This is a genomic window from Bradyrhizobium sp. HKCCYLR20261 (assembly GCF_051168435.1).
Classification (GTDB): domain Bacteria; phylum Pseudomonadota; class Alphaproteobacteria; order Rhizobiales; family Xanthobacteraceae; genus Bradyrhizobium.
The window spans coordinates 99,608-121,237 of sequence record NZ_JBNPUZ010000015.1; the positions used below are offsets into that span (position 1 = coordinate 99,608).

A 21,630-nucleotide genomic window follows, 5' to 3' on the forward strand; every position below is an offset into this window, starting at 1 on the left:
GATCGTTTCTTGAGCTGATATTCGGCGGCTTGTGCGCACCTCTCCCCGCGTGCGGGGAGAGGTCGGATTGCATCGAAGATGCAATCCGGGTGAGGGGGGCTTTCCGCGGGGCCCTTGCGTGTGGCTGCCCCTCACCCCAACCCTCTCCCCGTGAAGGACGGGGAGAGGGGGCGCACCGGCGGTGATGCGCGAGCTCGGCTTCAACTCGCAAGCTCTGTCAATTCGATCGCATTGAAGCGATTGATGCTGATGAGTTCGATTAAGCTTTCATCCGCGCGAGCTTCACCAGCTCCATCAGCATCGCCTCGCCGGCATCGACGAGCGCTTCCAGGGTGATGCGCGGGCTGCCGTGCGGCAGCGCCGTTCCCGCGCGCGGCAGTGGGGGAATGTGGATGAAGGCGGCGAGCCGTGGGCCGTCTGGCACCCTCGTCGCCTCGATCGCGCGCCAGCTCAGATAGTTGCAGAGATAGCTGCCGGCATCACGCGAGGCTCTCGCATCGATGCCGGTGGCGCGGGCGGCGCGCAGCAGCCGCGCCATGCGCGGGCCGAACGACGTCGGATGCGCACCGGGCACGATGACGCCCTTGCGCGCGACAGCGCGGTCGGCATCGGGGAAAGTCGTCGTCACAGCGTTGCGGGCGCGGGTCTCGATGCGGAGATAGGAGGTTCGCCCGGCAAGGCCGAACATCAGCAGCGCGTGCGGCCGCCGCTCGGCGATCAGCTGTGGCAGCTCACGATCGACCGCGCTGTAGGTGACGTGAAAGATGTGGCTGCTGATCTCGACGTGATCGAGCGCGGGCCGGCGCAGTGCCGCGAGACGCTTCACCAGCGGCATGGTCGGGTTGAACGGCGCGCCGGGGAACGGGCCGAAGCCGGTGATGAGAATGCGGACCCGACCGCTCACTTCAGCAGGTCCGCAAGCTGCTCGGCCGCAAGCGCCGGCGCGATGCGGCCTTCGGCGACCTCCGCTTCGAGCTTCTTCACCTTGGCACGGATCGACGTATCGGTGCGCAGCCGCGCCATCAGCCGCTGCTCCAGCATGGTCCACATCCATTTCACCTGCTGGTCGCGGCGGCGCGCGGCGAACTCGCCGGAGGCAACCATCGCCCTGCGATGATCGACGACCTTCTGCCACAGCTCGGCGATGCCCGAGCCGGCCATCGCCGAATAGGTCACGACCGGCGGATGCCAATGCTCGGAGCGGGGCGCGAGCAGATGCAGCGCGCCGCGATAGTCGGCGGCGGTGATGTTGGCGCGCTTGATGTTGTCGCCATCGGCCTTGTTGATCGCGATCATGTCGGCGAGCTCGACCAGGCCCTTCTTGATGCCCTGCAGCTCGTCACCGCCGCCGGGCAGCATCAAGGCGAGGAAGAAGTCGGTCATGTCGCAGACCGCGGTCTCGGATTGGCCGATGCCGACCGTCTCCACCAGGATCACGTCGAAGCCCGCGGCCTCGCACAACAGCATCGCCTCGCGCGTCTTGGCGGCGACGCCGCCGAGCGTGCCGGAGGACGGCGAAGGGCGGATGAAGGCGTTGGTGTCATGCGACAGCCGCGCCATGCGCGTCTTGTCGCCGAGGATGGAACCGCCGGTGCGCGCCGAGGAGGGGTCGACCGCGAGCACCGCGACCTTGTGGCCTTGCGCGATCAGATACATCCCGAGCGCGTCGATCGTGGTGGACTTGCCGACCCCCGGCGAGCCGGTGATGCCGACCCGGAACGCGTTCCCCGTCTGCGGCAGCAGCGCCTGCACCAGCTCGCGCGCGGATGCCTGATGATCGGCCCGGCGGCTCTCGACCAGGGTGATCGCGCGCGCCAGCGCCGCGCGGCTGCCGGAGCGGATATCGTCGGCCAAAACCGTGATGTCAGGCGAAGACGGGGAGCGAGGGGACATGCGCCCGTTATACCGGATGCGCGGCGCGCGGCCAGCTAGTTGTCGTCCGCATCCTTCTTCGGCCTGGCGCCGGCGAAGATCGCCTGGCCCTCGGGCGAGAGATACGGTTTCAGGGTCTCCCACGGCACGAAGGCGACGTACTGGCCTTCGGCGTAGGGGCCGACCGCGTAGGGCGGATAGTGGAAGGTGAGGCCGGAGCTCTTGCCGGCCTCGGTGGAGGGCGCGAGCGTCACCGCGCCGATCTTCAGGAGCTTCGGCTCCAGACCTTTGAACCATTCGGCGGTCGCGGTCTCCGTCGCATCGCGCTTCTTTTTCTCGGCCTTGAGCGAGGTGATAACGCCCGCGAGCATCGCCTTCATCGCGGGACCATTGTCGGCGGTCTCGGTGAAGAAGGGGCGGATGCTGATCGGCTTGGCGACGGTCTTGTCCCACAGGATGGTGTTGACATCGCTGTTCGGATGCGCGCCGCCGGTGTCCATGTAGTCGTCCCTGAGCACGCTGACGTAGCGGCCGGCGACGACCGAGCGGAGCGAATATTTGCGCTCATACGACCATTTGCGGTCACGGAACGCTTGCGGGTCCTCCTTGCGCTCCTTGGCGGCGTCGGCGGCGTTCCGGTCGATCCACTTCCTGCCATCGGCAAGACAATAGGCGGCGAGCGGCCCGTCGGCCTTGATCTGCGCATCGAGCGTGACGTTGGCCTCGACCGCCTTGGTGTTGATGGTGGCGTCCGGCTTGGGTTCGGCGGCGAAAACGGGAGACGCGGCAAGGAGGCCGAGGAGGGCGGCAATGCAGAGCGAGGAACGGGTCATGGCAATTCAAATCCGGTGGATCAAGATGCGTATCGCTGGGGATCGCGGAGGTTCATGGCCGCATATGCAACGGCGCGCGATCGCATGACCGCGCGCCGGCAGATGATGCAGCAAACTCTAAAAGACTACTCCGCCGCCTCGCTGTGGCCGAGCCGCGCGTTGAGCTTATGAATCAGTTCCTCGGCGGCGTCAGCGATGACCGTGCCCGGCGGGAAGATCGCCTCGGCGCCGGACTTGTACAGCGCGTCGTAATCCTGCGGCGGCACCACGCCGCCGACGATGATCATGATGTCCTCGCGGCCCTGCTTCTTGAGCGCGGCCTTGAGCTCCGGCACCGCGGTGAGGTGCGCGGCCGCGAGCGAGGAGACGCCGAGAATGTGGACGTCGTTCTCGACCGCCTGCCGCGCGGCCTCGTCGGCGGTGGCGAACAGCGGCCCGATGTCGACGTCGAAGCCGATGTCGGCGAAGGCCGACGCGATCACCTTCTGGCCGCGGTCGTGGCCGTCCTGGCCGATCTTGGCGACCAGGATGCGCGGACGGCGGCCCTCGGCCTCCTCGAACGCCTCGATCAGGGTCTGCAGCTTCTCGGCCTTGCCGGACATGGCGGCGATCTCCCGCTTGTAGACGCCGGTGATGGACTTGATCTCGGCGCGATGGCGGCCGAACACTTTCTCCAGCGCGTCGGAGATCTCGCCGACGGTGGCCTTGGCCCGCGCGGCCTCGATCGCCAGCGCCAGCAGATTGCCGTTGCCGTCGCCGGCCGAGCGCGTCAACGCGGCGAGCGCCGCGTCGACGTCGGCCTGCTTGCGCTCGGATTTCAGCCGCGAGAGCTTGTCGATCTGCAGCCGACGCACGGTGGAATTGTCGACCTTGAGCACGTCGAGCGGCGGCTCGTCGGTCGGCTTGTACTTGTTGACGCCGATCACCGACTGCCGGCCGGTGTCGATGCGCGCCTGGGTCTTGGCCGAGGCCTCCTCGATGCGCAGCTTGGGCACGCCGGCCTCGATGGCCTTGGCCATGCCGCCGAGCTCCTCGATCTCCTGGATGTGGCCCCAGGCCTTGGCGGCGAGATCGCGGGTGAGGCGCTCGACGTAATACGAGCCGCCCCAGGGATCGATGATCCGGGTGGTGCCGCTCTCCTGTTGCAGGAACAATTGCGTGTTGCGGGCGATGCGCGCGGAGAAGTCGGTCGGCAGCGCCAGCGCTTCGTCGAGCGCGTTGGTGTGCAGCGACTGGGTATGGCCTTGCGTTGCCGCCATCGCCTCGACCGCGGTGCGGACCACGTTGTTGTAGACGTCCTGCGCGGTCAGCGACCAACCCGAGGTCTGGCTGTGCGTGCGCAAGGACAGCGAGCGCGGGTCCTTCGGATTGAATGGCTTCAGCAGCTTCGCCCACAACAGCCGCGCGGCGCGGAGCTTCGCGACCTCCATGAAGAAGTTCATGCCGATCGCCCAGAAGAACGACAGCCGCGGCGCGAAGCGGTCGACGTCGAGGCCCGCGGCGATGCCGGCGCGTAAGTATTCGACGCCGTCGGCGAGCGTATAGGCGAGCTCCAGGTCCTGCGTCGCGCCGGCCTCCTGCATGTGATAACCGGAGATCGAGATCGAATTGAACTTCGGCATCCGCTGCGAGGTGAAGGCGAAGATGTCGGAGATGATCCGCATCGAGGGCGACGGCGGATAGATGTAGGTGTTGCGCACCATGAACTCTTTCAGAATGTCGTTCTGAATGGTGCCCGACAGTTTTTCAGGCGGCACGCCTTGCTCTTCTGCCGCGACGACGAACAAAGCGAGGATCGGCAGCACCGCGCCGTTCATGGTCATCGACACGCTCATCTGGTCGAGCGGGATGCCGGCGAACAAGGTGCGCATGTCGTAGATCGAGTCGATCGCCACGCCCGCCATGCCGACATCGCCGCCGACGCGCGGATGATCGGAATCATAGCCGCGATGGGTGGCGAGATCGAACGCGACCGACAGGCCCTTCTGCCCCGCGGCGAGGTTGCGGCGATAAAACGCGTTGGAATCCTCGGCCGTGGAGAAGCCGGCATATTGCCGGACGGTCCAGGGCTGGTTGACATACATGGTCGGGTAGGGGCCGCGCAGATAGGGCGCGGTGCCCGGCCATGTCTCGAGGAAGTCTATGCCGGCGAGATCGGCCTCGCCATAGGCCGGCTTCACCGGAATGCCCTCTGGTGTCAGCCATGGCTCGGCGGCGCCCGTAGGCGCGGGGGCAGCGGTCGGTTCAAAGGCGATGTCGGCGAAATTCGGAATGCGGGTCATTCCCGGGCGTCCTCAAACCTGCGGTTTCTCTCGATGAGCTCTTTCAGCTTCGTCTTGTAGACCGGATCATTGCGTGGATCCGCCGTCACGCTGCGGGTCCAGACCGTGTGGATCGCGGTTTCGATGAGTGCGGCCAGCCAGCTGAACATGGTCGATCCTGATGCATCGGTCAGCGCTCAGTCATGATCCGGATGCTGATGGCTGACGATGCGGGCCATCTTCTCCGGTCCGTAGTTCTGCTGCGTGGTCTGGCTCGGCAGATTGGCGATCGCGACGACCCAGCCGAGCCGGGATTCCGAGCCGAACTGCCGCGTCGGAACCACGCGGTCGGGCCGGTCGAAGCTGCCGGTCATGATCTCGATCCGCGGCCCGTCGATGGCGCCGAAGCCGAGCGGCGTGCCGCAGGCGGCGCAGAAATAGCGGTTCGCGATCGACGAGGAGCGGAATGTTCCCGGCGTGCCGCGCGTCCAGGCAAAGCTTTCGTGGTTGATGTCGGCGAGCGACGCGAACGGCGAGCCCGTCGCCTTCTGGCACATCCGGCAATGGCAGATGCTGACGCGCGTCGGCGCCGCCATCAGCGCGTAGCGGATGGCGCCGCATTGGCAGCCGCCGGTGAGGACGGGTTTGCTGGCCTCGGTCATGCTCACTCCAGATGCGTATAGGCGTCTTCGAGCGTCTTCAGCGCATCGCCGCCGGCGAACACGAAGCTGCCGATGCCGGCCTCGCGAAGAGGAGCCTCCTGCTCGCCGCCGCGGCCTGCGAGATAGATATGTCGCGCGCCGGCCGCTTGCAGGGCCTTGGCCGCGGGAACTGCGGTATCGCCATAAACCTTGTCTGACGAGCAGAGACACACGATCGTTGCGCCGGAGGCGCGATAGGCCTCCGCGAGCGCGGCCGGATCGGAGCCGCCCGGGCCGTCGATGGCGGCAATGCCGCCGGCTTCGAAGAAGCTGCGGGCGAATGTCGCGCGCGCCGTGAAGTCGGCGGCGGTGCCGAGATTGGCGAGGAACACGGAAGGACGCTGGCCCTTGCTCTTGAGCAGGCTGTCGGAGCGATCGCGCAGCCGCTCGAAGGCGTCGGCAAGACGGATCGGCGTCAGCGGCGCGAAGCTGAGCGCGGCCTTGGCAGGCGAGGGCGAAGCCAGCGGCGCGACCGGTTCGACCGCGACCTCGGCCTCGTTGAGGTTCGGAAACTCGCTAGCCCCGGTCAGCACGTCGCGGCGCTTGGCGATGTTGGCATCGCGCGCCTGCTTCACCGCGGCGACCTTGGACTGGATCAGCCCAGCCTGCAGCGCGGCCACGACTCGGCCGGCCTTCTCGATTTCCTGGAACAGCGCCCAGGCGGTGGTGCAAAGCTCGGCCGTCAGCGCCTCGATGCCGCCGGCACCGGCGGCGGGATCGGCGACGCGGGCGAGATTGCTCTCCTCCAGCAGCACCAGTTGCGTGTTGCGCGCGACGCGGCGTGCGAACGCATCGGGCAGGCCGAGTGCTGCAGTGTGCGGAAGGACGGTCAGGGCGTTGGCGCCGCCGAGGCCGGCCGCGAAGGTGGCGATCGTGGCGCGCAGCATGTTCACATAGGGATCGCGCCGCGTGAGCATGCGCCACGCCGTCTCGCCGGAGATGAACAGCGGCTTCGGCTGCAGGCCACAGGCCTGCTCGATGCGCGCCCACAGCCGGCGCAGGCTGCGGAATTTCGCCAGCGAGAGGAACTGATCAGTGTCGGCCGCGAGCCGCGCGTAAATCATGTTGCGCGCGGTCTCGAGCGCGATGCCGCCGGCCTCGAGCGCGCGCAGATAGGCGACGCCGGAGGCGAGCACGAAGGCCAGCTCCTGCGCCTCCGATCCGCCGGCGTCGTGGACGACCCGGCCATCGGCAGCGAGAAAGGGCCCGTTGAATCCGGCACCGTGCAGTTGCTTGACGACGTCGACGGCGCTGGATGCGAGGTGAGCCGCGTCATGGGCGCTCGCGCCGCGGCTCGCTGCATCGCCGATCGGGTCGAGGCCGAAGCGGATGTCACAGGCCTCGGGCTTGAAGCCGCGCTGCTTGACGTAGTCCGCGAGAACCGAGGCAGGCGCGGACGATTCACCAAGCTGCAATTCGATGGCAATCGCAGCGTCGATATGTACGCCGTCGAGCGCGCGGGCGAGCGCGTCGGCGGTCGCGGCGAGGCCGTAGCCATGCGCCGCATTCGATCCCGCAAACACCAGCGTCAGCCCGGTGGCGCCGTTTTCGAGGTCGACCAGCGCCTGCGCATTGGCCTTCGCGGCGTCCGGATGATCCACGCGCTGCATGATCTGCCAGGGCGCGGCCGGCGCGCGGCCGGCCACGGGGGCAGCATCCTTGGCGCGCGGATAGATCGGCTGGATCTTGAGCCCGTCATAGGTCTTGCCGACCAGCTTCTCGAAGGCGGCGCCTTTCAGCACGCCATCGACCAGCTTGCGCCAGTCCGCTTCGCTGGCCGGCGCGAAGTCGGCGGCCAGGCGCAGATTGTCGGTGTCGGTCGTCATGCGGCTCGCATCTCCCGGGCGTCTGTTATGGCGATTATTGTGGCGCAAAATGCCACGTCGGGAACGCGAAGCCAAACGGTTGTTTGGCCGGGAATGTCAGCTATTCGGCTGAGGGCAGCGGCCGGATTCCGTCGCGCGAAACCGCCCGCAGCGCCTCGTCGACCCGGCGGCCGGAGATCCGGCGATCCCCGGCGATCTCCGCCAGCGGCACCAGCACGAAGCCGCGTTCGAACAGTCGCGGATGCGGCAGCGTGAGATCGGGCGTGTCGAGGCTCACATCGTCGTAGGCGATCAGGTCGAGATCGAGCGTGCGCGGCCCCCATCGTGTCTCCTGTGCGCGATTGCGGCCGAACATCCGCTCGACCTCGTGCAGGACGGAGAGAAGTGCGCGAGGCGCGATGGCGGTCTCGATCGCGATGCAGGCATTGATGAAGGGCGGCTGCTGCTCCTCGCCCCAGGGCGGTGTGATGTAGTCGGCCGAACGCGCGGCGAGCGTGGCGTGGGCGCGCGTGATGATCTCGGGAATGGCGTGCCGAAATGTCGACCTGACATCGCCGACATTGCCGCCGAGAGCGATCAGCGCGCTGGCCATGGGATCACGGATGGCGCGAGCGCGTCAGCACCACGCCGACATCCTCGAAGATCGCGGCGATCGGCGCGTGCGGCTTGTGCACGGTGACCTTGACCGCGCGAATGCGGGCGAATGTCGCGAGGATCGCGTCGGCCACCGCGCCCGCGGCGCGTTCGAGCAGCCGGTAGTTGACGTCCTTGAACGCGGCCGTCGCCGTCTCGACCACATCGGAGTAGGAGACCGTGTCCGCGAGACGGTCACTGCGTGAGGAGTCCGAGAGGTCTGTATAAAGTTCGAGATCGATGACGAAGCGCTGGCCGACCTCGCTCTCATGCTCCATCACGCCGTGACGGGCGTGAATAAGGACGCCTTTGATGAAAATGGTATCGGTCATCTCTGTGCCTCGATTGCCGCTGCCACGCGCACGGCCTGAACCGTCTCGGCGACGTCATGCGCCCGGATGATCGCAGCCCCGCGCTGGACCGCGATCAGATGCGCCGCGATCGATCCGCCCAGCCGTTCCTGCGGCTCCGAGGCCACGACGGTGCTGATGAAGCGCTTGCGTGACGCGCCGACCAAGAGCGGCAGTCCGAAACGCTTGAATTCGTCGAGGCGTGCCAGCGCCGTCATGCTCTGCGGCGCGGTCTTGCCGAAGCCGATGCCGGGATCGAGCACGATATGGCCTGCGGGAATGCCGGCCTTCGCGGCGATGTCCAGCGAACGCGCGAAGAAGCGGACCATGTCGTCGATGATGTCGATCTCAGGATCGACTTCGGCGCGATTGTGCATCACCACCACCGGAGCCCCGTGGGCCGCGACGATCTCGGCCATGGCCGGATCGCGCTGCAGGCCCCAGACGTCGTTGGCAATCTGAGCGCCCTGGTCGAGCGCGTAGGCGGCGACGCTGGCCTTCATGCTGTCGATCGACACGGGGACCCCCAGTGCCACGATTGCAGGCAGGATCGGTTTCAGGCGCGCCAGTTCCGCGTCGGCCGTGACCGGCTCCGCGCCCTTGTAGGGCCGGGTCGACTCGGCGCCGATGTCGATGATGTCGGCCCCCGCCGCGATCATCCGTGTGGCTTGCGCCAGCGCGCGTTCCGGCGCATCGAAATGGCCGCCGTCGGAGAAGGAATCCGGTGTCACGTTGAGGATGCCCATGACCGCGGCAAAAGGACGGGCCAGCCACGTCCGCAGCAGCGGGTGGCTCGACGCGAGGTCCGGGGCGGAAGAGGGCAGAACGGCGCTCATGGGCGCCGCTTTGCGCGGTTGCCACGGGCGAGTCAAGACGTTGCACCGCCGAAGCCGCACGAAGCGGCGAGCCTGTCCGTCAATAGCTGATCTTCGGCTCCAACTGCCGCGCTTTTTCGATCAGCCGGCCGACTGATTTCTCCGACGGCAGGATGCGAACCAGCTTCCGCTTGGTATTCACTTCCTTGATGTTCTGCGCCAGTCGGGCGGGGTTGCGGTGTGCCAGTTCGCGCACCGTGGTGACACCGGCTGCGCGGACCAGGCAGACCTTGGCCTTGCCCATGCCGGGGATGCGCATGTAGTCGGCGGCATTCGCCCAGTCGAGCAGTTGCTGCTCATTGATGCCGGTCTTGGCGGCGAGAGACTTGCGTCCCTTCACGGTACGGGCGGCTTCGAGAAAGGCGTCGGTCGTCCGGATGCCCAATGTTTTCAGCTTGGAGGCATAGAACGTCGTCATGCCTTCGAGTTCGGTGATTGGATATGTCATGATACTCGGCGCGCGCGAAGGTGCTTCAGGTGATGTGGCCCCTGTGAGGGGCCTCAAGGCGGCCGGCTCAGGCCGGGTGAGCCTGTCGGGATCGCGCCGTCTGATCCGCGTCGGTCCGGTTGCGGTCGAGGTCGAAGAGTTCATCGGGCAGGGAAGGCGGCGCCAGTCGCGGCTGTCGGTCGTTGCGGCGGAGGTCAGGCTCGATACCGATGAATTCAGCCACGACTCCATCGAAGCCGGCCATTCTGGCCAGCGGCTCAATCAACTCGTTCATGTGAACCCCGTCTTCATCCGATCCCCCAAGACCGGATGTCCTCTCGCTGAATTCATCTTGATCGGACGATCCGTGAATTACAAGCGACGACCCAGCCTCGCTCGCGAATCGATTCGCGATCGACGATGAACTGTTGCAACGATGCAAGACCGAATGTTGAATCGACCGGCCAAATGTGCGCGCCGCGCAGCACCATCGCTCAACAATGCGCGCGCGTTGCGAAGAGGTGAGGCACCCTGACGCTGGTTCCAACCTGCGAAACTAAAGTATGTTACCGCACGAGACGCCCCGCCGCCGTGCGATGCGAAACAAGCACTCTGGAAAGATGGATCAACATGGCACCATCCGGAAAATCTCTGGCTGATACCGACGAAAAAATTCTCGTGGGTGCCGGCGAGCAGCCGGCCTGGTTGACGCTCGCGCTCGCCAATCGCCACGGATTAGTCACCGGTGCGACCGGCACCGGCAAGACCGTGTCGCTGCAGGTCATGGCCGAAGGGTTTGCGCGCGCAGGCGTTCCGGTCTTTGCCTCCGACATCAAGGGAGACCTGTCCGGCATCTCCCAGACCGGGGAAGCCAAGGACTTCCTCGTCAAGCGCGCGGGCGAGCTCGGCCTGACCTATCAGCCCGATCAGTTCTCGACGGTATTTTGGGATGTGTTCGGCGAGCAGGGGCATCCGGTGCGCGCCACCGTCACCGAGATGGGACCGCTGCTGCTCGCGCGGATGCTCGACCTCAACGATGTCCAGGAAGGCGTGCTCAACGTTGCGTTTCGTGTCGCGGATGAGAACGGGCTCGCGCTGATCGACATGAAGGATCTGCGCGCGCTGCTCGACGCGATCATTCCCGACACCAAGAAGGGCGCGGATGCGGAGGCCGATCCGCTGGCGCCGATCCGGAAGGCTGCGCAGTCGTTCGGCAATGTCACCCGCGCCACCGTCGGCACCATCCAGCGCCAGCTGCTCGTGCTGGAGAACCAGGGCGGCACCAAGTTCTTCGGCGAGCCGGCGCTGACCTTGACGGACTTCATGAAGACCGACCGCGACGGCCGCGGCATGATCAACATCCTCGTCGCCGACAAGCTGCTGCAGAACCCGCGGCTCTACGCGACCTTCCTGTTGTGGATGCTGTCCGAGCTGTTCGAGGAACTGCCGGAGGTCGGCGACGTCGCCAAGCCGAAGCTGGTGTTCTTCTTCGACGAGGCGCATCTGTTGTTCAATGACGCGCCGAAGGCGCTGATGGACAAGATCGAGCAGGTGGTGCGCCTCATTCGCTCCAAGGGCGTCGGCGTGTATTTCGTGACGCAGAACCCGCTCGACGTCCCCGATCGCGTGCTCGGACAGTTGGGCAACCGCGTGCAGCATGCGCTGCGCGCGTTCACGCCGCGCGACCAGAAGGCGGTGGCAGCCGCCGCCGATACGTTCCGTCCCAACCCGAAGCTCGACACCGCCAAGGTGATTACCGAGCTCGGCAAGGGCGAGGCGCTGGTCTCGTTCCTGGAAGGCAACGGCACGCCGTCGATGGTGGAACGCGTGCTGATCCGGCCGCCGTCGGCGCGGATCGGGCCGGTCACGGCGGAGGAGCGCAAGGCGGTCATCGCGGCAAGTCCGGTGAAGGGGAAATACGACACCGAGATCGATGCGGAGTCAGCCTACGAACTCCTGCAGCAGCGGATCGCCGGAAAGGCGGCGACCACGGAAGGCTCGTCCGGCGTGCTCGGCACGATCGGCAATCTCGCGGCGACGATCTTCGGCACCAACGTCAAGCGTGGCCAGCTCTCGACCACGCAGGTGATTGCCCGCAACGTCGCGCGCCAGGTGACCGACAAGGTCGTCGGCGGCATCGCCGCCGATCTCGGCAAGCAGGTCGGTGGTTCGCTGGGCAGCTCGATCGGCCGCAGTCTCGTGCGCGGCGCGCTCGGCGGGTTGCTGCGGCGCTGAGCCATGCTGTCATCGCCAGCGTGATGCTCGCGGCATCACGCTGGTCCGGACCGCGCAACGGGGCTAAAAGCAAGCCGACACGCGTCACTTGCGAAGGGATCTCTTGGCCATGGCCAATGCGCAGCTTCAATCCGTTCTCGATCACATCGATGCTGATTTCGACAACAGCCTGGACCGGCTGTTCCAGCTGATCCGCATCAAGTCGATCTCGGCCGATCCGGCCTTCGCTGAGGATTGCAAGGCGGCGGCCGATCATCTCGCCAAGGATCTCACGACGCTCGGCTTCGCCACCGAGGTGCGGCCGACCGCGGGTCATCCGGCTGTGGTCGGCAAGAGCAACGGCCACGGCGCGGCCAAGCCGCATGTGCTGTTCTATGGCCATTACGACGTGCAGCCGGTCGATCCGCTCGACCTGTGGCACCGGCCGCCGTTCGAGCCCGTGGTCACTGACCACGCCGACGGCCGCAAGATCATCGTCGCGCGCGGCGCCGAGGACGACAAGGGCCAGCTGATGACCTTCGTCGAGGCCTGCCGGGCCTGGAAGAAGGTGACGGGTTCGCTGCCGCTCGACGTCACCGTGGTGATCGAGGGCGAGGAGGAGGTCGGCTCGAAGAACTTCGTGCCGTTCCTCGAACAGAACAAGGACGAGTTCAAGGCCGACTTCGCGCTGGTCTGCGACACCGGCATGTGGGACCCGAACACGCCCGCGATCACGACCTCGCTGCGCGGTCTTCTTTATGAAGAGATCAAGATCAAGGCTGCCAATCGCGACCTGCATTCGGGCGTGTTCGGCGGCGGCGCGCGCAATCCGATCCGCGTGCTGACCGAGGTGCTCGGCGGACTGTTCGATGCCGACGGCCGCATCACCATCCCCGGCTTCTATGACGGCGTGAAGGACGTGCCGCCGGACGTCCTGGAGCAGTGGAAGAAGCTGAACCTGACGCCGGAGAGTTTCCTCAAGCCGATCGGGCTGTCGATCCCGGCCGGCGAAAAGGATCGCCTGCTGATCGAGCAGATCTCCTCACGCCCGACCTGCGACATCAACGGCATCTGGGGCGGCTATATCGGCGAGGGCTCCAAGACGGTGATCCCGTCGCTGGCGCATGCCAAGATCTCGTTCCGCCTCGTTGAAGGCCAGGATCCCTTGAAGATCCGCAAGGCGTTCCGCGACTACGTGTCGGCGCGCATTCCCGGCGACTGCTCGGTCGAGTTCGGCGACCATTCGGCCGGTGCCGCGATCGCGCTCGACTGGACCATGAAGCCGCTCGCCGCCGCCAAGCAGGCGCTGACCGAGGAGTGGGGCAAGGAGACCATCCTGATGGGCTCGGGCGCCTCGATCCCGATCGTCACCGACTTCAAGAAGACGCTCGGCCTCGACTCGCTGCTGGTCGGCTTCGGTCTCGACGACGACAACATCCATTCGCCGAACGAGAAGTACGACCTCAAGAGCTACCACAAGGGCATCCGCTCCTGGGCCCGCATCCTCGCCGCGCTCGCGGAGATGCCGCGGTAGCCGTCATGGAACTCCAGCGGCCCGCGTCTCCGACATGCGGCCGCTGCGACAACGGGGCTCCTCCTTTCCCGCCCGATCAGGGTACCATACAACCCTGGTCGGCAGGAAAGGCGCCATGGCCGAAAGCGAGATTTTTGGCAAGCGATTGAAGGCGGGTCTGCGGCTCGAACAGGCGCCGACGCTCGTCACTCGGGCGTTCGCCGACAGCGCGTTGGAGTCCGCAGAATGCCGGTCGGACAACCCGCAGAGGGGCCTGTCAGACCCGCTTCCGCCTGACGACGCCTACATGGTCAGCGTCAAGTTTCGCGACTATCCCGAATGCGAATGCTGGGAGAACGGGCGGGCGGTAGCCAAGAAGGACATCTTCGCCGGCGGCACCTATCTCTACGACATGAAGCGGGCGCCCTGTTATGTCATCGACAAGCCGTTTCATTCGATCTTTTATCGTCTGTCACGCGAGGTCATCGACGTCACGGCCCGCGAGATGTTCATGGCATCCGTCGGCGAACTGTCCTACGAGCCGGCGGTGGGCGTCGACGACCCGACCATGCGCCATCTCAGCCATGCGATGAGCGAGGCGTTGGGACGGCCTGATGAGGCCAACCGGCTGTTTGTCGATCATTTGTCGATGACGATCGCTGCCCATGTGGTGCGAACATATGGTGGCTGCGGCGAACCGGCGCCGCTGTTGCCGGGCGGGTTGGCCGCCTGGCAGGTGCGCCGTGCCTGCGATCTGATCGAGGCCAGGCTCTCCGGCAACATCCTGCTTCAGGACATCGCTTCGGAGTTCGACCTGTCGCCGAGCTACTTCGCGCGGGCCTTCAAGAAGTCGGTCGGTGTCGCTCCGCATCAATGGTTGTTGCAGCGTCGGGTCGCGCGGTCCCGCGATCTGCTTTTGCAGGGCGAGCTCACTCTGGGAATGATCGCACTCGAGGTGGGCTTCGCCGACCAGAGCCACTTCACCCGGACGTTCACGAAGCTGGTCGGCCTCAGTCCGGACCGCTGGCGGCGGTCGAACGGACGTGCGGCGATCAGACGCGCCTCCGCGCAGGACGCTCACTAACCGTTACGCCGGTTTTCGACAATCCGAGCCGGTCCGAAGCAAGAGCCGAAGCTCCGCCCAGGCAAAAATACCGTCGCCGCGCCCATTGTCGGGCGCCCCGCTGATCAGTGCAGGAGAGCGACGATGGCCTATGTGACGACCAACGACGGCGTCGACATTTTTTTCAAGGATTGGGGACCGAAGACGGCGCAGCCGATCGTGTTCCATCACGGCTGGCCGCTGTCCTCCGACGATTGGGACAATCAGATGCTGTTCTTCCTCGCGAACGGCTATCGCGTGATCGGGATCGACCGCCGCGGTCACGGGCGCTCGGCGCAGGTCAGCGACGGACACGACATGGACCATTATGCGGCCGACGCGGCTGCCGTGGTCGAGCACCTGGATTTGCGCGACGCCGTCCATATCGGTCATTCGACCGGCGGCGGCGAGGCGACGCGCTATGTCGCGCGTCATGGCCAGCCGCAGGGGCGTGTATCCAAGCTCGTGCTGATCGGGGCGGTGCCGCCGATCATGGTCAAGACCCCTGGCAATCCCGGGGGATTGCCGATCGAGGTGTTCGACGGATTGCGCAAGGCGCTCGCCGACAACCGGACGCAGTTCTACACCGAGTTTCCCTCCGGCCCGTTCTACAGCTTCAACCGGCCGGGCGCGACGCGGTCGGACAGCGTCATCCATAACTGGTGGCGCCAGGGCATGATGGGCGGCGCCAAGGCTCACCACGACGGGATCAAGGCGTTTTCCGAAACCGACTTCAGCGACGATCTGTCGAAGATCGACGTTCCCACCTTGGTGATGCACGGCGACGACGATCAGATCGTGCCGATCGATGCGTCGGCGCGGCTGTCGGTCAAGCTTCTGAAGCGCGGCAGGCTCAAGGTCTACGAGACGTTTCCCCACGGCATGTGCACCACCCATCACGAGGTGATCAATCCGGACCTGCTTGCCTTCGTGCGGGCATGACACTCGAATTCATAGGAGGCGAAGCCATGAAGATTGTCGTTATCGGTGGCACGGGGCTGATCGGATCGAAGCTGGTGGCGCGGCTTGCCGGGCAAGGTCATGACGCGGTGCCGGCGTCACCGAAGTCCGGCGTGAACAGCGTCACGGGCGAGGGTCTCGGCCGCGCGCTGCAAGGCGCGGACGTGGTCGTCGACGTCTCGAATGCGCCGGATTTCAGCCCGGCTGCCGTGCTCGACTTCTTCGAGCGTTCGAGCCGCAACCTGGTCACCGCGGGCAAGGCCGCCGGCGTCAAGCACCATGTCGCGCTGTCGATCGTCGGCACCGACAGAATGACCGACCTCGCTTATTTCCGCGCCAAGGTCGCGCAGGAGCAGGTGATCAAGACCTCGGGCCTGCCGTATACGATCGTGCGGGCGACGCAGTTCTTCGAGTTCGTCCGCGGCATCGCCGATGCGGGCGCGGTCGACGGGAAGGTCGTCGTGCCCGCGGCAATGTTCCAGCCGATCGCGGCCGATGATGTCGCGGCCGCGCTTGCCGACGTGGTGTTGCGGGCGCCGCTGAATGCCACGATCGACATTGCCGGTCCCGACAAGCAGCCCTTTGCCAGCTTCGTCTCGCGACGCCTGCGGGCTGCGGGCGATGGAAGGGAGGTGGTGGCCGATCCCAAGGCCGGCTATTTCGGCGCTCTCATCGATGACCAGTCGCTGACGCCGCTGGGGCAGGCCCGGCTGGGCGCGATCGATTTCGACAGCTGGCTCGCCTCGGCCGCCTAGGCTGAAATCAGGCCGCCGTCACGACCGGCCTCGTCGTGAGCTGGTCGCCCGTGACCTTGCGCAGCGCTGCGAGATTGGCCTCTGCCGAGGCCAATCTCCAGCACGATTTGCCGCTCGCCTTGGCTTCATACAGCGCGGCGTCCGCCGCAAACAGCAGCGACTCCGGATCGGTGCCGTGGTCGGGCGCCGCGGCGATGCCGATGCTCATGCCGACATGAACCTGGGCGCCGTTCGGAAGGATGAAGGGCGTGGTCATCACCTCGATGATGCGATCGCCGAGCGCCAGTGCGTGATCGAGCGCGGGATCGGTGGAGAGCACGACGAACTCATCGCCGCCGATCCGGGCGATGACGTCGGACGGCGCGACGATCTCCTTGAGCGTCCGGCCGACGATCATCAGGAGCTCGTCGCCGGCGGCGTGGCCGAAGGTGTCGTTGACGGGCTTGAAGCCGTCGAGATCGAGATAGAGGACGGCGAATCCCGGGCCGTCATGGTGCTTGCTGGCGAGCCGGCGCTGCAGCGCGTCGATCAGGCCGGCGCGATTGTTCAATCCGGTCAGCGGATCGAGCCGGGCGCGCTCGTCGCTCTCGCTCTTGGCATGCATGACCGCGACCAGCATCTTGTTCAGGCGAAACGCCGCGCCGGTCATGGCGAGGAAATAGACCGGCATCTGCAGATACATCGCGAACAGCAGCGGCTCGTGCGAGGTGGCGACGCCGGGGATGACCGGGCCGATGCTGCACAGGATCATCGTGCCGACCAGGCGCGGCGCGCTGAAATTGCGGAAGCAGATGCCGCCGACCATGGCCGCCGAGGAGATGCAGGTGAGCGACGCGGCGATCCAGTCGCCGGACGCGAGGCTGATGCCGACACCGAAGCCGACGCTGGCGCTCCAGGCGACCGCGAGCAGGATGTGGATGTCGGTCGGGGTCGAGAGCTGCCGGCGCGCGCGGCGATAGGCTATGATCATCACGATCAGGCGTGACAGGCAGATCGCGACTTCGAGCAAGAACCAGGTGATGAAAAGGGAGGTCGGCGTGCGCAGCGCGAGCGCCGCGGCGACGGCCACCGTGTTGATGGCGCCGCCGGCAAACACCGACCAGCAGCCGTAGAGCTCGCCGGTCAAGGCGAGGCGGATGTCCGCGGACACCTCATGTCCCGGATCCGCCAGCCACCGCGTCACGCGCCAGCGTGGCAAACTGAACGCCAGCCCATCAGTCCGCATTGCACACCCTCCACCCGGGCGCACTAAGCGCGGCAGCACTTAACAGCCGTTTAGGGAGGTATCCGCGTCTCGTTCCATGCTTGATGTGCGGTAAAAATTTACTACACGTCGTGTTCGTCTCCGCCGGGGACTGAAGGTTGAAAATGGCCCCTCAGCCCGAGGTCCGCACCCGCGCGCGCTCCTCTGCGACCGGAGCAACTTCGACCGTCGCATTGCCGAGTGCGCGGTCGCGCTCGAACACGAGCCGGACGCGCTGGCCGACCGGCGTGAGCCCGATGAGATTGCGAACCTGCGTGGCGCTGCGCACCGGCATGTCGTTGGCCTTTACGATGACGTCGCCCTTGCGCAGGCCGGCGCGCTCGGCCGGGGAGCCTGCCGCCACGTCGGCGACGCGCGCGCCGATCACGCGGCCATCGGCGGGCGAGTCCAGGTCGAGCAGGGTGACGCCGATGCGGCCGCGATCGACCCGGCCATTGGCGACCAGCTGCTCCATCACCCGCCGCGCCATGTTGATCGGCACGGCGAAGCCGATGCCGACATTGCCGCCGCCCGGCGAGATGATCGCGGTGTTGATGCCGACCAGCTCGCCGCGCAGATTGATCAGCGCGCCGCCGGAATTGCCGGGATTGATCGCGGCATCGGTCTGGATGAAATCCTCATAGCCCTGCTTGCCGAGGCCGGTGCGGCCGAGCGCGCTGACGAGGCCGGAGGTGACGGTCTGTCCGAGGCCGAAGGGATTGCCGACCGCGATTACGAAGTCGCCGACCTCGAGCGCGTCGCTGTCGCCGAGCGCGATCGCCTTCAACTCGTTCGGGTCCTTGATCTGCAGCAGCGCGATGTCGGTGGCGGGGTCGCGGCCGACCAGGCGTGCCGAGAATTTGCGGCCGTCCTTGGTGCGGATCTGCGCGGTCGTGACGTGCTCGACGACATGATTGGCCGTCATCACATAGCCCCTTGCCGCATCGACGATGACGCCCGAGCCGGTGGCGCTGATCTGCTTCTCGACCTGCTTGGGCACGTCGAAGAAATCGCGGAACAGCGGGTCCTGGTACAGCGGATTGTCCTGCCGGACCTTGCCTTCGACCGAGATGTTGACGACGGCGGGCGTCACCTCCTTGACCAGCGGCGCGAGCGTCGGCACTCGGCCGAGCTTAAGGTCGGGGATCTGGGCGAGGGCAGGGGCTGTCAGGAGGGAGAGCACGATCGCCGGCAGCAGGACCAAAGGCCGGACACAACGCAGAAGCTGCATCGTTTTTTCCTCGACGGAAGGGGACGGTTTTTGGCGCCCGTAGAACTGGTCAGGACGGCAGCCGCGGTCAAGCCGTCCTGGCAATCGTTCCCGCCGAGTGCCAAAAATTTTTCGTGACCCTCTTGAACGAAAATCTCGGCTTTCCTAGGTCGTTGCTCGCCCGGGGGCCTCATGGGACCCGGGGCTTATGACATCGCTGATCTTGTGAAGGAGGATGTGCATGCATTTCCGTCCATTGCACGACCGCGTGCTCGTGCGCCGTATCGATGCCGAGGAGAAGACCAAGGGCGGCATCATCATTCCCGACACCGCCAAGGAGAAGCCGCAGGAGGGCGAGATCGTCGCCGCGGGCCCTGGCGCGCGGAATGAGCAGGGGCAACTCGTGCCGCTCGACGTCAAGCCCGGCGACCGCGTGCTGTTCGGCAAATGGTCGGGCACCGAGGTGAAGATCGACGGCAAGGATCTCCTGATCATGAAGGAGAGCGACCTGCTCGGCATCATCGATACGCCCGTCGCGGCGAAGAAAGCCGCTTAACCCTCAGAACTGACAGTCATTAGAGAAAGGAGACGATGAACATGGCTGCCAAGGACGTGAAGTTTTCCACCGACGCGCGCGACCGCATGCTGCGCGGCGTCGACATCCTCGCCAATGCCGTGAAGGTCACGCTCGGTCCCAAGGGCCGCAACGTCGTGATCGAGAAATCGTTCGGCGCGCCGCGCATCACCAAGGACGGCGTGACGGTCGCCAAGGAGATCGAACTGGAGGACAAGTTCGAGAACATGGGCGCGCAGATGGTGCGCGAAGTGGCCTCGAAGACCGCCGATCTCGCCGGCGACGGCACCACCACCGCCACCGTGCTCGCCCAGGCCATCGTCAAGGAAGGCGCGAAGTCGGTCGCCGCCGGCATGAACCCGATGGATCTCAAGCGCGGCATCGATCTCGCCGTCGACGCGATCGTGAAAGATCTCAAGGCGCACGCCAAGAAGATCACCAGCAATGACGAGATCGCGCAGGTCGGCACCATCTCTGCCAATGGTGACAGCGAGATCGGCCGCTTCCTCGCCGAGGCCATGCAGAAGGTCGGCAATGAGGGCGTGATCACGGTGGAGGAGGCCAAGAGCCTCGACACCGAGCTCGAAGTGGTCGAGGGCATGCAGTTCGACCGCGGCTATGTCTCGCCGTATTTCGTCACCAACTCCGAGAAGATGCGGGTCGAGCTCGAGGATCCCTACATCCTGATCCACGAGAAGAAGCTGTCGGGCCTGCAGACCATGCTGCCGCTGCTCGAAGCCGTCGTGCAGTCCGGCAAGCCGCTCTTGATCGTCGCCGAGGACGTCGAGGGCGAGGCGCTGGCGACCCTGGTGGTCAACAAGCTGCGTGGCGGCCTGAAGATCGCGGCCGTCAAGGCGCCGGGCTTCGGCGATCGCCGCAAGGCCATGCTGGAGGACATCGCGATCCTCACCGGCGGCACGACGATCTCCGAGGATCTCGGCATCAAGCTGGAGAACGTGACCTTGTCGATGCTCGGCCGCGCCAAGAAGGTGGTGATCGACAAGGAGAACACCACGATCGTCGACGGCGCCGGCGCGAAGAAGGACATCGAGGCCCGCACGCAGCAGATCAGGCTGCAGATCGAGGAGACCACCTCCGACTACGACCGCGAGAAGCTGCAGGAGCGGCTGGCCAAGCTCGCCGGCGGCGTCGCGGTGATCCGGGTCGGCGGTGCCACCGAGGTCGAGGTCAAGGAGCGCAAGGACCGCGTCGACGACGCGCTGCACGCCACCCGCGCCGCGGTGGAGGAGGGCATCCTGCCCGGCGGCGGCGTAGCGCTCCTGCGAGCGACCAAGGTGCTCGACGGCGTCAAGACCGCGAACTCCGACCAGAAGGCCGGCGTCGACATCATCCGGCGCGCGATCCAGGTGCCGGTGCGGCAGATCGTGCAGAATGCCGGCGACGACGGCTCGCTGGTGGTCGGCAAGCTGCTGGAGAAGGATACCTATAGCTGGGGCTTCAACGCCGCGACCGGCGAGTACCAGGATCTGGTGCAGGCCGGCGTGATCGACCCGGCCAAGGTGGTTCGCACCGCGCTGCAGGATGCGGCCTCGGTCGCCTCGCTCCTGATCACCACGGAGGCGCTGGTGGCCGACAAGCCGAAGAAGGCCGAAGCCGGCGCTGCCCCGGCGATGGACTACTGATCGTGACGCCGGGGCGGACGGCAGGCCGCCGGCCCGCCCCGGCAACAAATAATCCGGACAAACAACTCATTGCCGCAGCGCTGGTCGTGGATCGGCCACAACGCGCAGCTATCAATCCCTGTCACGACCGCAATCCGTCCAGAACCGGCCACAATCGCTGCCGTGGCCGGGCGGGCCGACGGTCGACGGGAGGTGTGGTTGCGCGCTGTCGCGCCGCCCCGGTCTCATCAGCAGCGCAGGCAGCAAAAGCTCGCAGGGCCGATCATGCCAGCGTGGCAGTACGATCATCCGCCGCCCAACCCCACCGCGGTCATGAGCATGGGGGATCCCCGGCGTCTGACCCGCTTCCTGATCGAGAGCGAACAGCGCGTGGTGGCGCATTGCCAGGCGGTGCTGTCGCGCGGCGACATCGATCAGCGCGAGCGCGACCGCCTCGTCAGCGTGCTCCGCGAGGCGACGATGCGGTTGCAGCGGTTGTCCGCCGTCGCCGCCTGACACGCTTTTGCGCCGCGAGAAATCGCGACAAAAAATCCGCACGAGCCCTCTTGAATCCCGCACTGAATTTTCTAATTCGTTTGTCGCCGCTCCGGCGGCGCCGGGTGCCGTCCGGGCCCGGTTGACGATCTGGGCGCTGACCG

22 protein-coding genes are annotated in these 21,630 nt (G+C 66.2%); 9 read left to right on the forward strand and 13 right to left on the reverse strand.

What is annotated here, in order from left to right:
- Positions 1-259: 259 nt before the first annotated feature.
- From ACQR1L_RS27280 to ACQR1L_RS27330, 11 genes are all read right to left on the reverse strand, one after another.
- The gene (locus tag ACQR1L_RS27280; RefSeq protein ID WP_434861005.1) at positions 260-904 is read right to left on the reverse strand and encodes a pyroglutamyl-peptidase I; all 645 of its coding nucleotides are present in this window, start codon (positions 902-904) and stop codon (positions 260-262) included.
- Positions 901-1,893: a methylmalonyl Co-A mutase-associated GTPase MeaB gene (gene meaB / locus ACQR1L_RS27285; protein WP_434861006.1), complete on the reverse strand. Its 993-nt coding sequence runs from the start codon at positions 1,891-1,893 to the stop codon at positions 901-903. Before meaB ends, ACQR1L_RS27280 begins: the two co-directional genes overlap by 4 nt.
- Before the next feature lie 35 nt (positions 1,894-1,928).
- Complete coding sequence (locus ACQR1L_RS27290) at positions 1,929-2,705, reverse strand: DUF3298 domain-containing protein (protein WP_434861007.1); 777 nt, start codon at positions 2,703-2,705, stop codon at positions 1,929-1,931.
- A gap of 125 nt (positions 2,706-2,830) precedes the next feature.
- The gene (gene scpA / locus ACQR1L_RS27295) at positions 2,831-4,987 is read right to left on the reverse strand and encodes a methylmalonyl-CoA mutase (RefSeq protein ID WP_434861008.1); all 2,157 of its coding nucleotides are present in this window, start codon (positions 4,985-4,987) and stop codon (positions 2,831-2,833) included.
- Entirely contained in the window at positions 4,984-5,136 is a 153-nt protein-coding gene (locus ACQR1L_RS27300) for a hypothetical protein (RefSeq protein ID WP_434861009.1), read from the reverse strand. The genes scpA and ACQR1L_RS27300 overlap by 4 nt, the downstream gene beginning before the upstream one ends.
- 27 nt (positions 5,137-5,163) lie before the next feature.
- The gene (locus ACQR1L_RS27305) at positions 5,164-5,628 is read right to left on the reverse strand and encodes a GFA family protein (protein ID WP_434861010.1); all 465 of its coding nucleotides are present in this window, start codon (positions 5,626-5,628) and stop codon (positions 5,164-5,166) included.
- 2 nt (positions 5,629-5,630) lie between these two features.
- Positions 5,631-7,493, reverse strand: coding sequence for a methylmalonyl-CoA mutase family protein (locus ACQR1L_RS27310; RefSeq protein ID WP_434861011.1), 1,863 nt, complete (start codon positions 7,491-7,493; stop codon positions 5,631-5,633).
- A gap of 100 nt (positions 7,494-7,593) precedes the next feature.
- The gene (folK, locus tag ACQR1L_RS27315) at positions 7,594-8,085 is read right to left on the reverse strand and encodes a 2-amino-4-hydroxy-6-hydroxymethyldihydropteridine diphosphokinase (RefSeq protein WP_434861012.1); all 492 of its coding nucleotides are present in this window, start codon (positions 8,083-8,085) and stop codon (positions 7,594-7,596) included.
- Between the two features lie 4 nt (positions 8,086-8,089).
- Positions 8,090-8,458: a dihydroneopterin aldolase gene (folB, locus tag ACQR1L_RS27320; protein ID WP_434861013.1), complete on the reverse strand. Its 369-nt coding sequence runs from the start codon at positions 8,456-8,458 to the stop codon at positions 8,090-8,092.
- Complete coding sequence (gene folP, locus ACQR1L_RS27325; RefSeq protein WP_434861014.1) at positions 8,455-9,312, reverse strand: dihydropteroate synthase; 858 nt, start codon at positions 9,310-9,312, stop codon at positions 8,455-8,457. Before folP ends, folB begins: the two co-directional genes overlap by 4 nt.
- Positions 9,313-9,391: 79 nt before the next feature.
- The gene (locus tag ACQR1L_RS27330) at positions 9,392-9,799 is read right to left on the reverse strand and encodes a DUF4332 domain-containing protein (RefSeq protein WP_434861015.1); all 408 of its coding nucleotides are present in this window, start codon (positions 9,797-9,799) and stop codon (positions 9,392-9,394) included.
- Here ACQR1L_RS27330 and ACQR1L_RS27335 point away from each other — a divergent pair.
- The 6 genes from ACQR1L_RS27335 (at position 9,798) to ACQR1L_RS27360 (ending at position 16,322) form a co-directional block, all read left to right on the forward strand.
- Positions 9,798-10,202: a hypothetical protein gene (locus tag ACQR1L_RS27335; RefSeq protein ID WP_434861016.1), complete on the forward strand. Its 405-nt coding sequence runs from the start codon at positions 9,798-9,800 to the stop codon at positions 10,200-10,202. The genes ACQR1L_RS27330 and ACQR1L_RS27335 overlap by 2 nt on opposite strands.
- A gap of 206 nt (positions 10,203-10,408) precedes the next feature.
- Positions 10,409-12,013, forward strand: coding sequence for a helicase HerA-like domain-containing protein (locus ACQR1L_RS27340; protein WP_434861017.1), 1,605 nt, complete (start codon positions 10,409-10,411; stop codon positions 12,011-12,013).
- Positions 12,014-12,122: 109 nt separating this feature from the next.
- On the forward strand, positions 12,123-13,526 hold the full coding sequence (locus tag ACQR1L_RS27345; protein ID WP_434861018.1) for a M20/M25/M40 family metallo-hydrolase: 1,404 nt from the start codon (positions 12,123-12,125) through the stop codon (positions 13,524-13,526).
- A gap of 34 nt (positions 13,527-13,560) precedes the next feature.
- Entirely contained in the window at positions 13,561-14,589 is a 1,029-nt protein-coding gene (locus tag ACQR1L_RS27350) for a helix-turn-helix transcriptional regulator (RefSeq protein ID WP_434861019.1), read from the forward strand.
- Between the two features lie 123 nt (positions 14,590-14,712).
- Positions 14,713-15,549, forward strand: coding sequence for an alpha/beta fold hydrolase (locus ACQR1L_RS27355; RefSeq protein ID WP_434861020.1), 837 nt, complete (start codon positions 14,713-14,715; stop codon positions 15,547-15,549).
- Positions 15,550-15,575: 26 nt separating this feature from the next.
- On the forward strand, positions 15,576-16,322 hold the full coding sequence (locus ACQR1L_RS27360) for an SDR family oxidoreductase (protein WP_434861021.1): 747 nt from the start codon (positions 15,576-15,578) through the stop codon (positions 16,320-16,322).
- A gap of 7 nt (positions 16,323-16,329) precedes the next feature.
- On the opposite strand, the gene ACQR1L_RS27365 is transcribed toward ACQR1L_RS27360, so the two are convergent.
- Together ACQR1L_RS27365 and ACQR1L_RS27370 are read right to left on the reverse strand one after the other, a co-directional pair.
- Positions 16,330-17,547: a diguanylate cyclase domain-containing protein gene (locus ACQR1L_RS27365; RefSeq protein ID WP_434861022.1), complete on the reverse strand. Its 1,218-nt coding sequence runs from the start codon at positions 17,545-17,547 to the stop codon at positions 16,330-16,332.
- A gap of 151 nt (positions 17,548-17,698) precedes the next feature.
- On the reverse strand, positions 17,699-18,796 hold the full coding sequence (locus ACQR1L_RS27370; RefSeq protein ID WP_434861023.1) for a trypsin-like peptidase domain-containing protein: 1,098 nt from the start codon (positions 18,794-18,796) through the stop codon (positions 17,699-17,701).
- 220 nt (positions 18,797-19,016) lie between these two features.
- Between ACQR1L_RS27370 and groES the strand changes: the two genes are divergently transcribed.
- The 3 genes from groES to ACQR1L_RS27385 all read left to right on the forward strand — a co-directional run bounded on the left by groES (position 19,017) and on the right by ACQR1L_RS27385 (position 21,487).
- A complete protein-coding gene (gene groES / locus ACQR1L_RS27375) occupies positions 19,017-19,331 on the forward strand; it encodes a co-chaperone GroES (RefSeq protein WP_008961795.1) in 315 nt (104 codons plus the stop codon).
- A 41-nt stretch (positions 19,332-19,372) separates the two neighbouring features.
- A complete protein-coding gene (gene groL / locus ACQR1L_RS27380; protein WP_434861024.1) occupies positions 19,373-20,992 on the forward strand; it encodes a chaperonin GroEL in 1,620 nt (539 codons plus the stop codon).
- A 264-nt stretch (positions 20,993-21,256) separates the two neighbouring features.
- Complete coding sequence (locus tag ACQR1L_RS27385; RefSeq protein WP_434861025.1) at positions 21,257-21,487, forward strand: hypothetical protein; 231 nt, start codon at positions 21,257-21,259, stop codon at positions 21,485-21,487.
- Positions 21,488-21,630 lie beyond the last annotated feature (143 nt).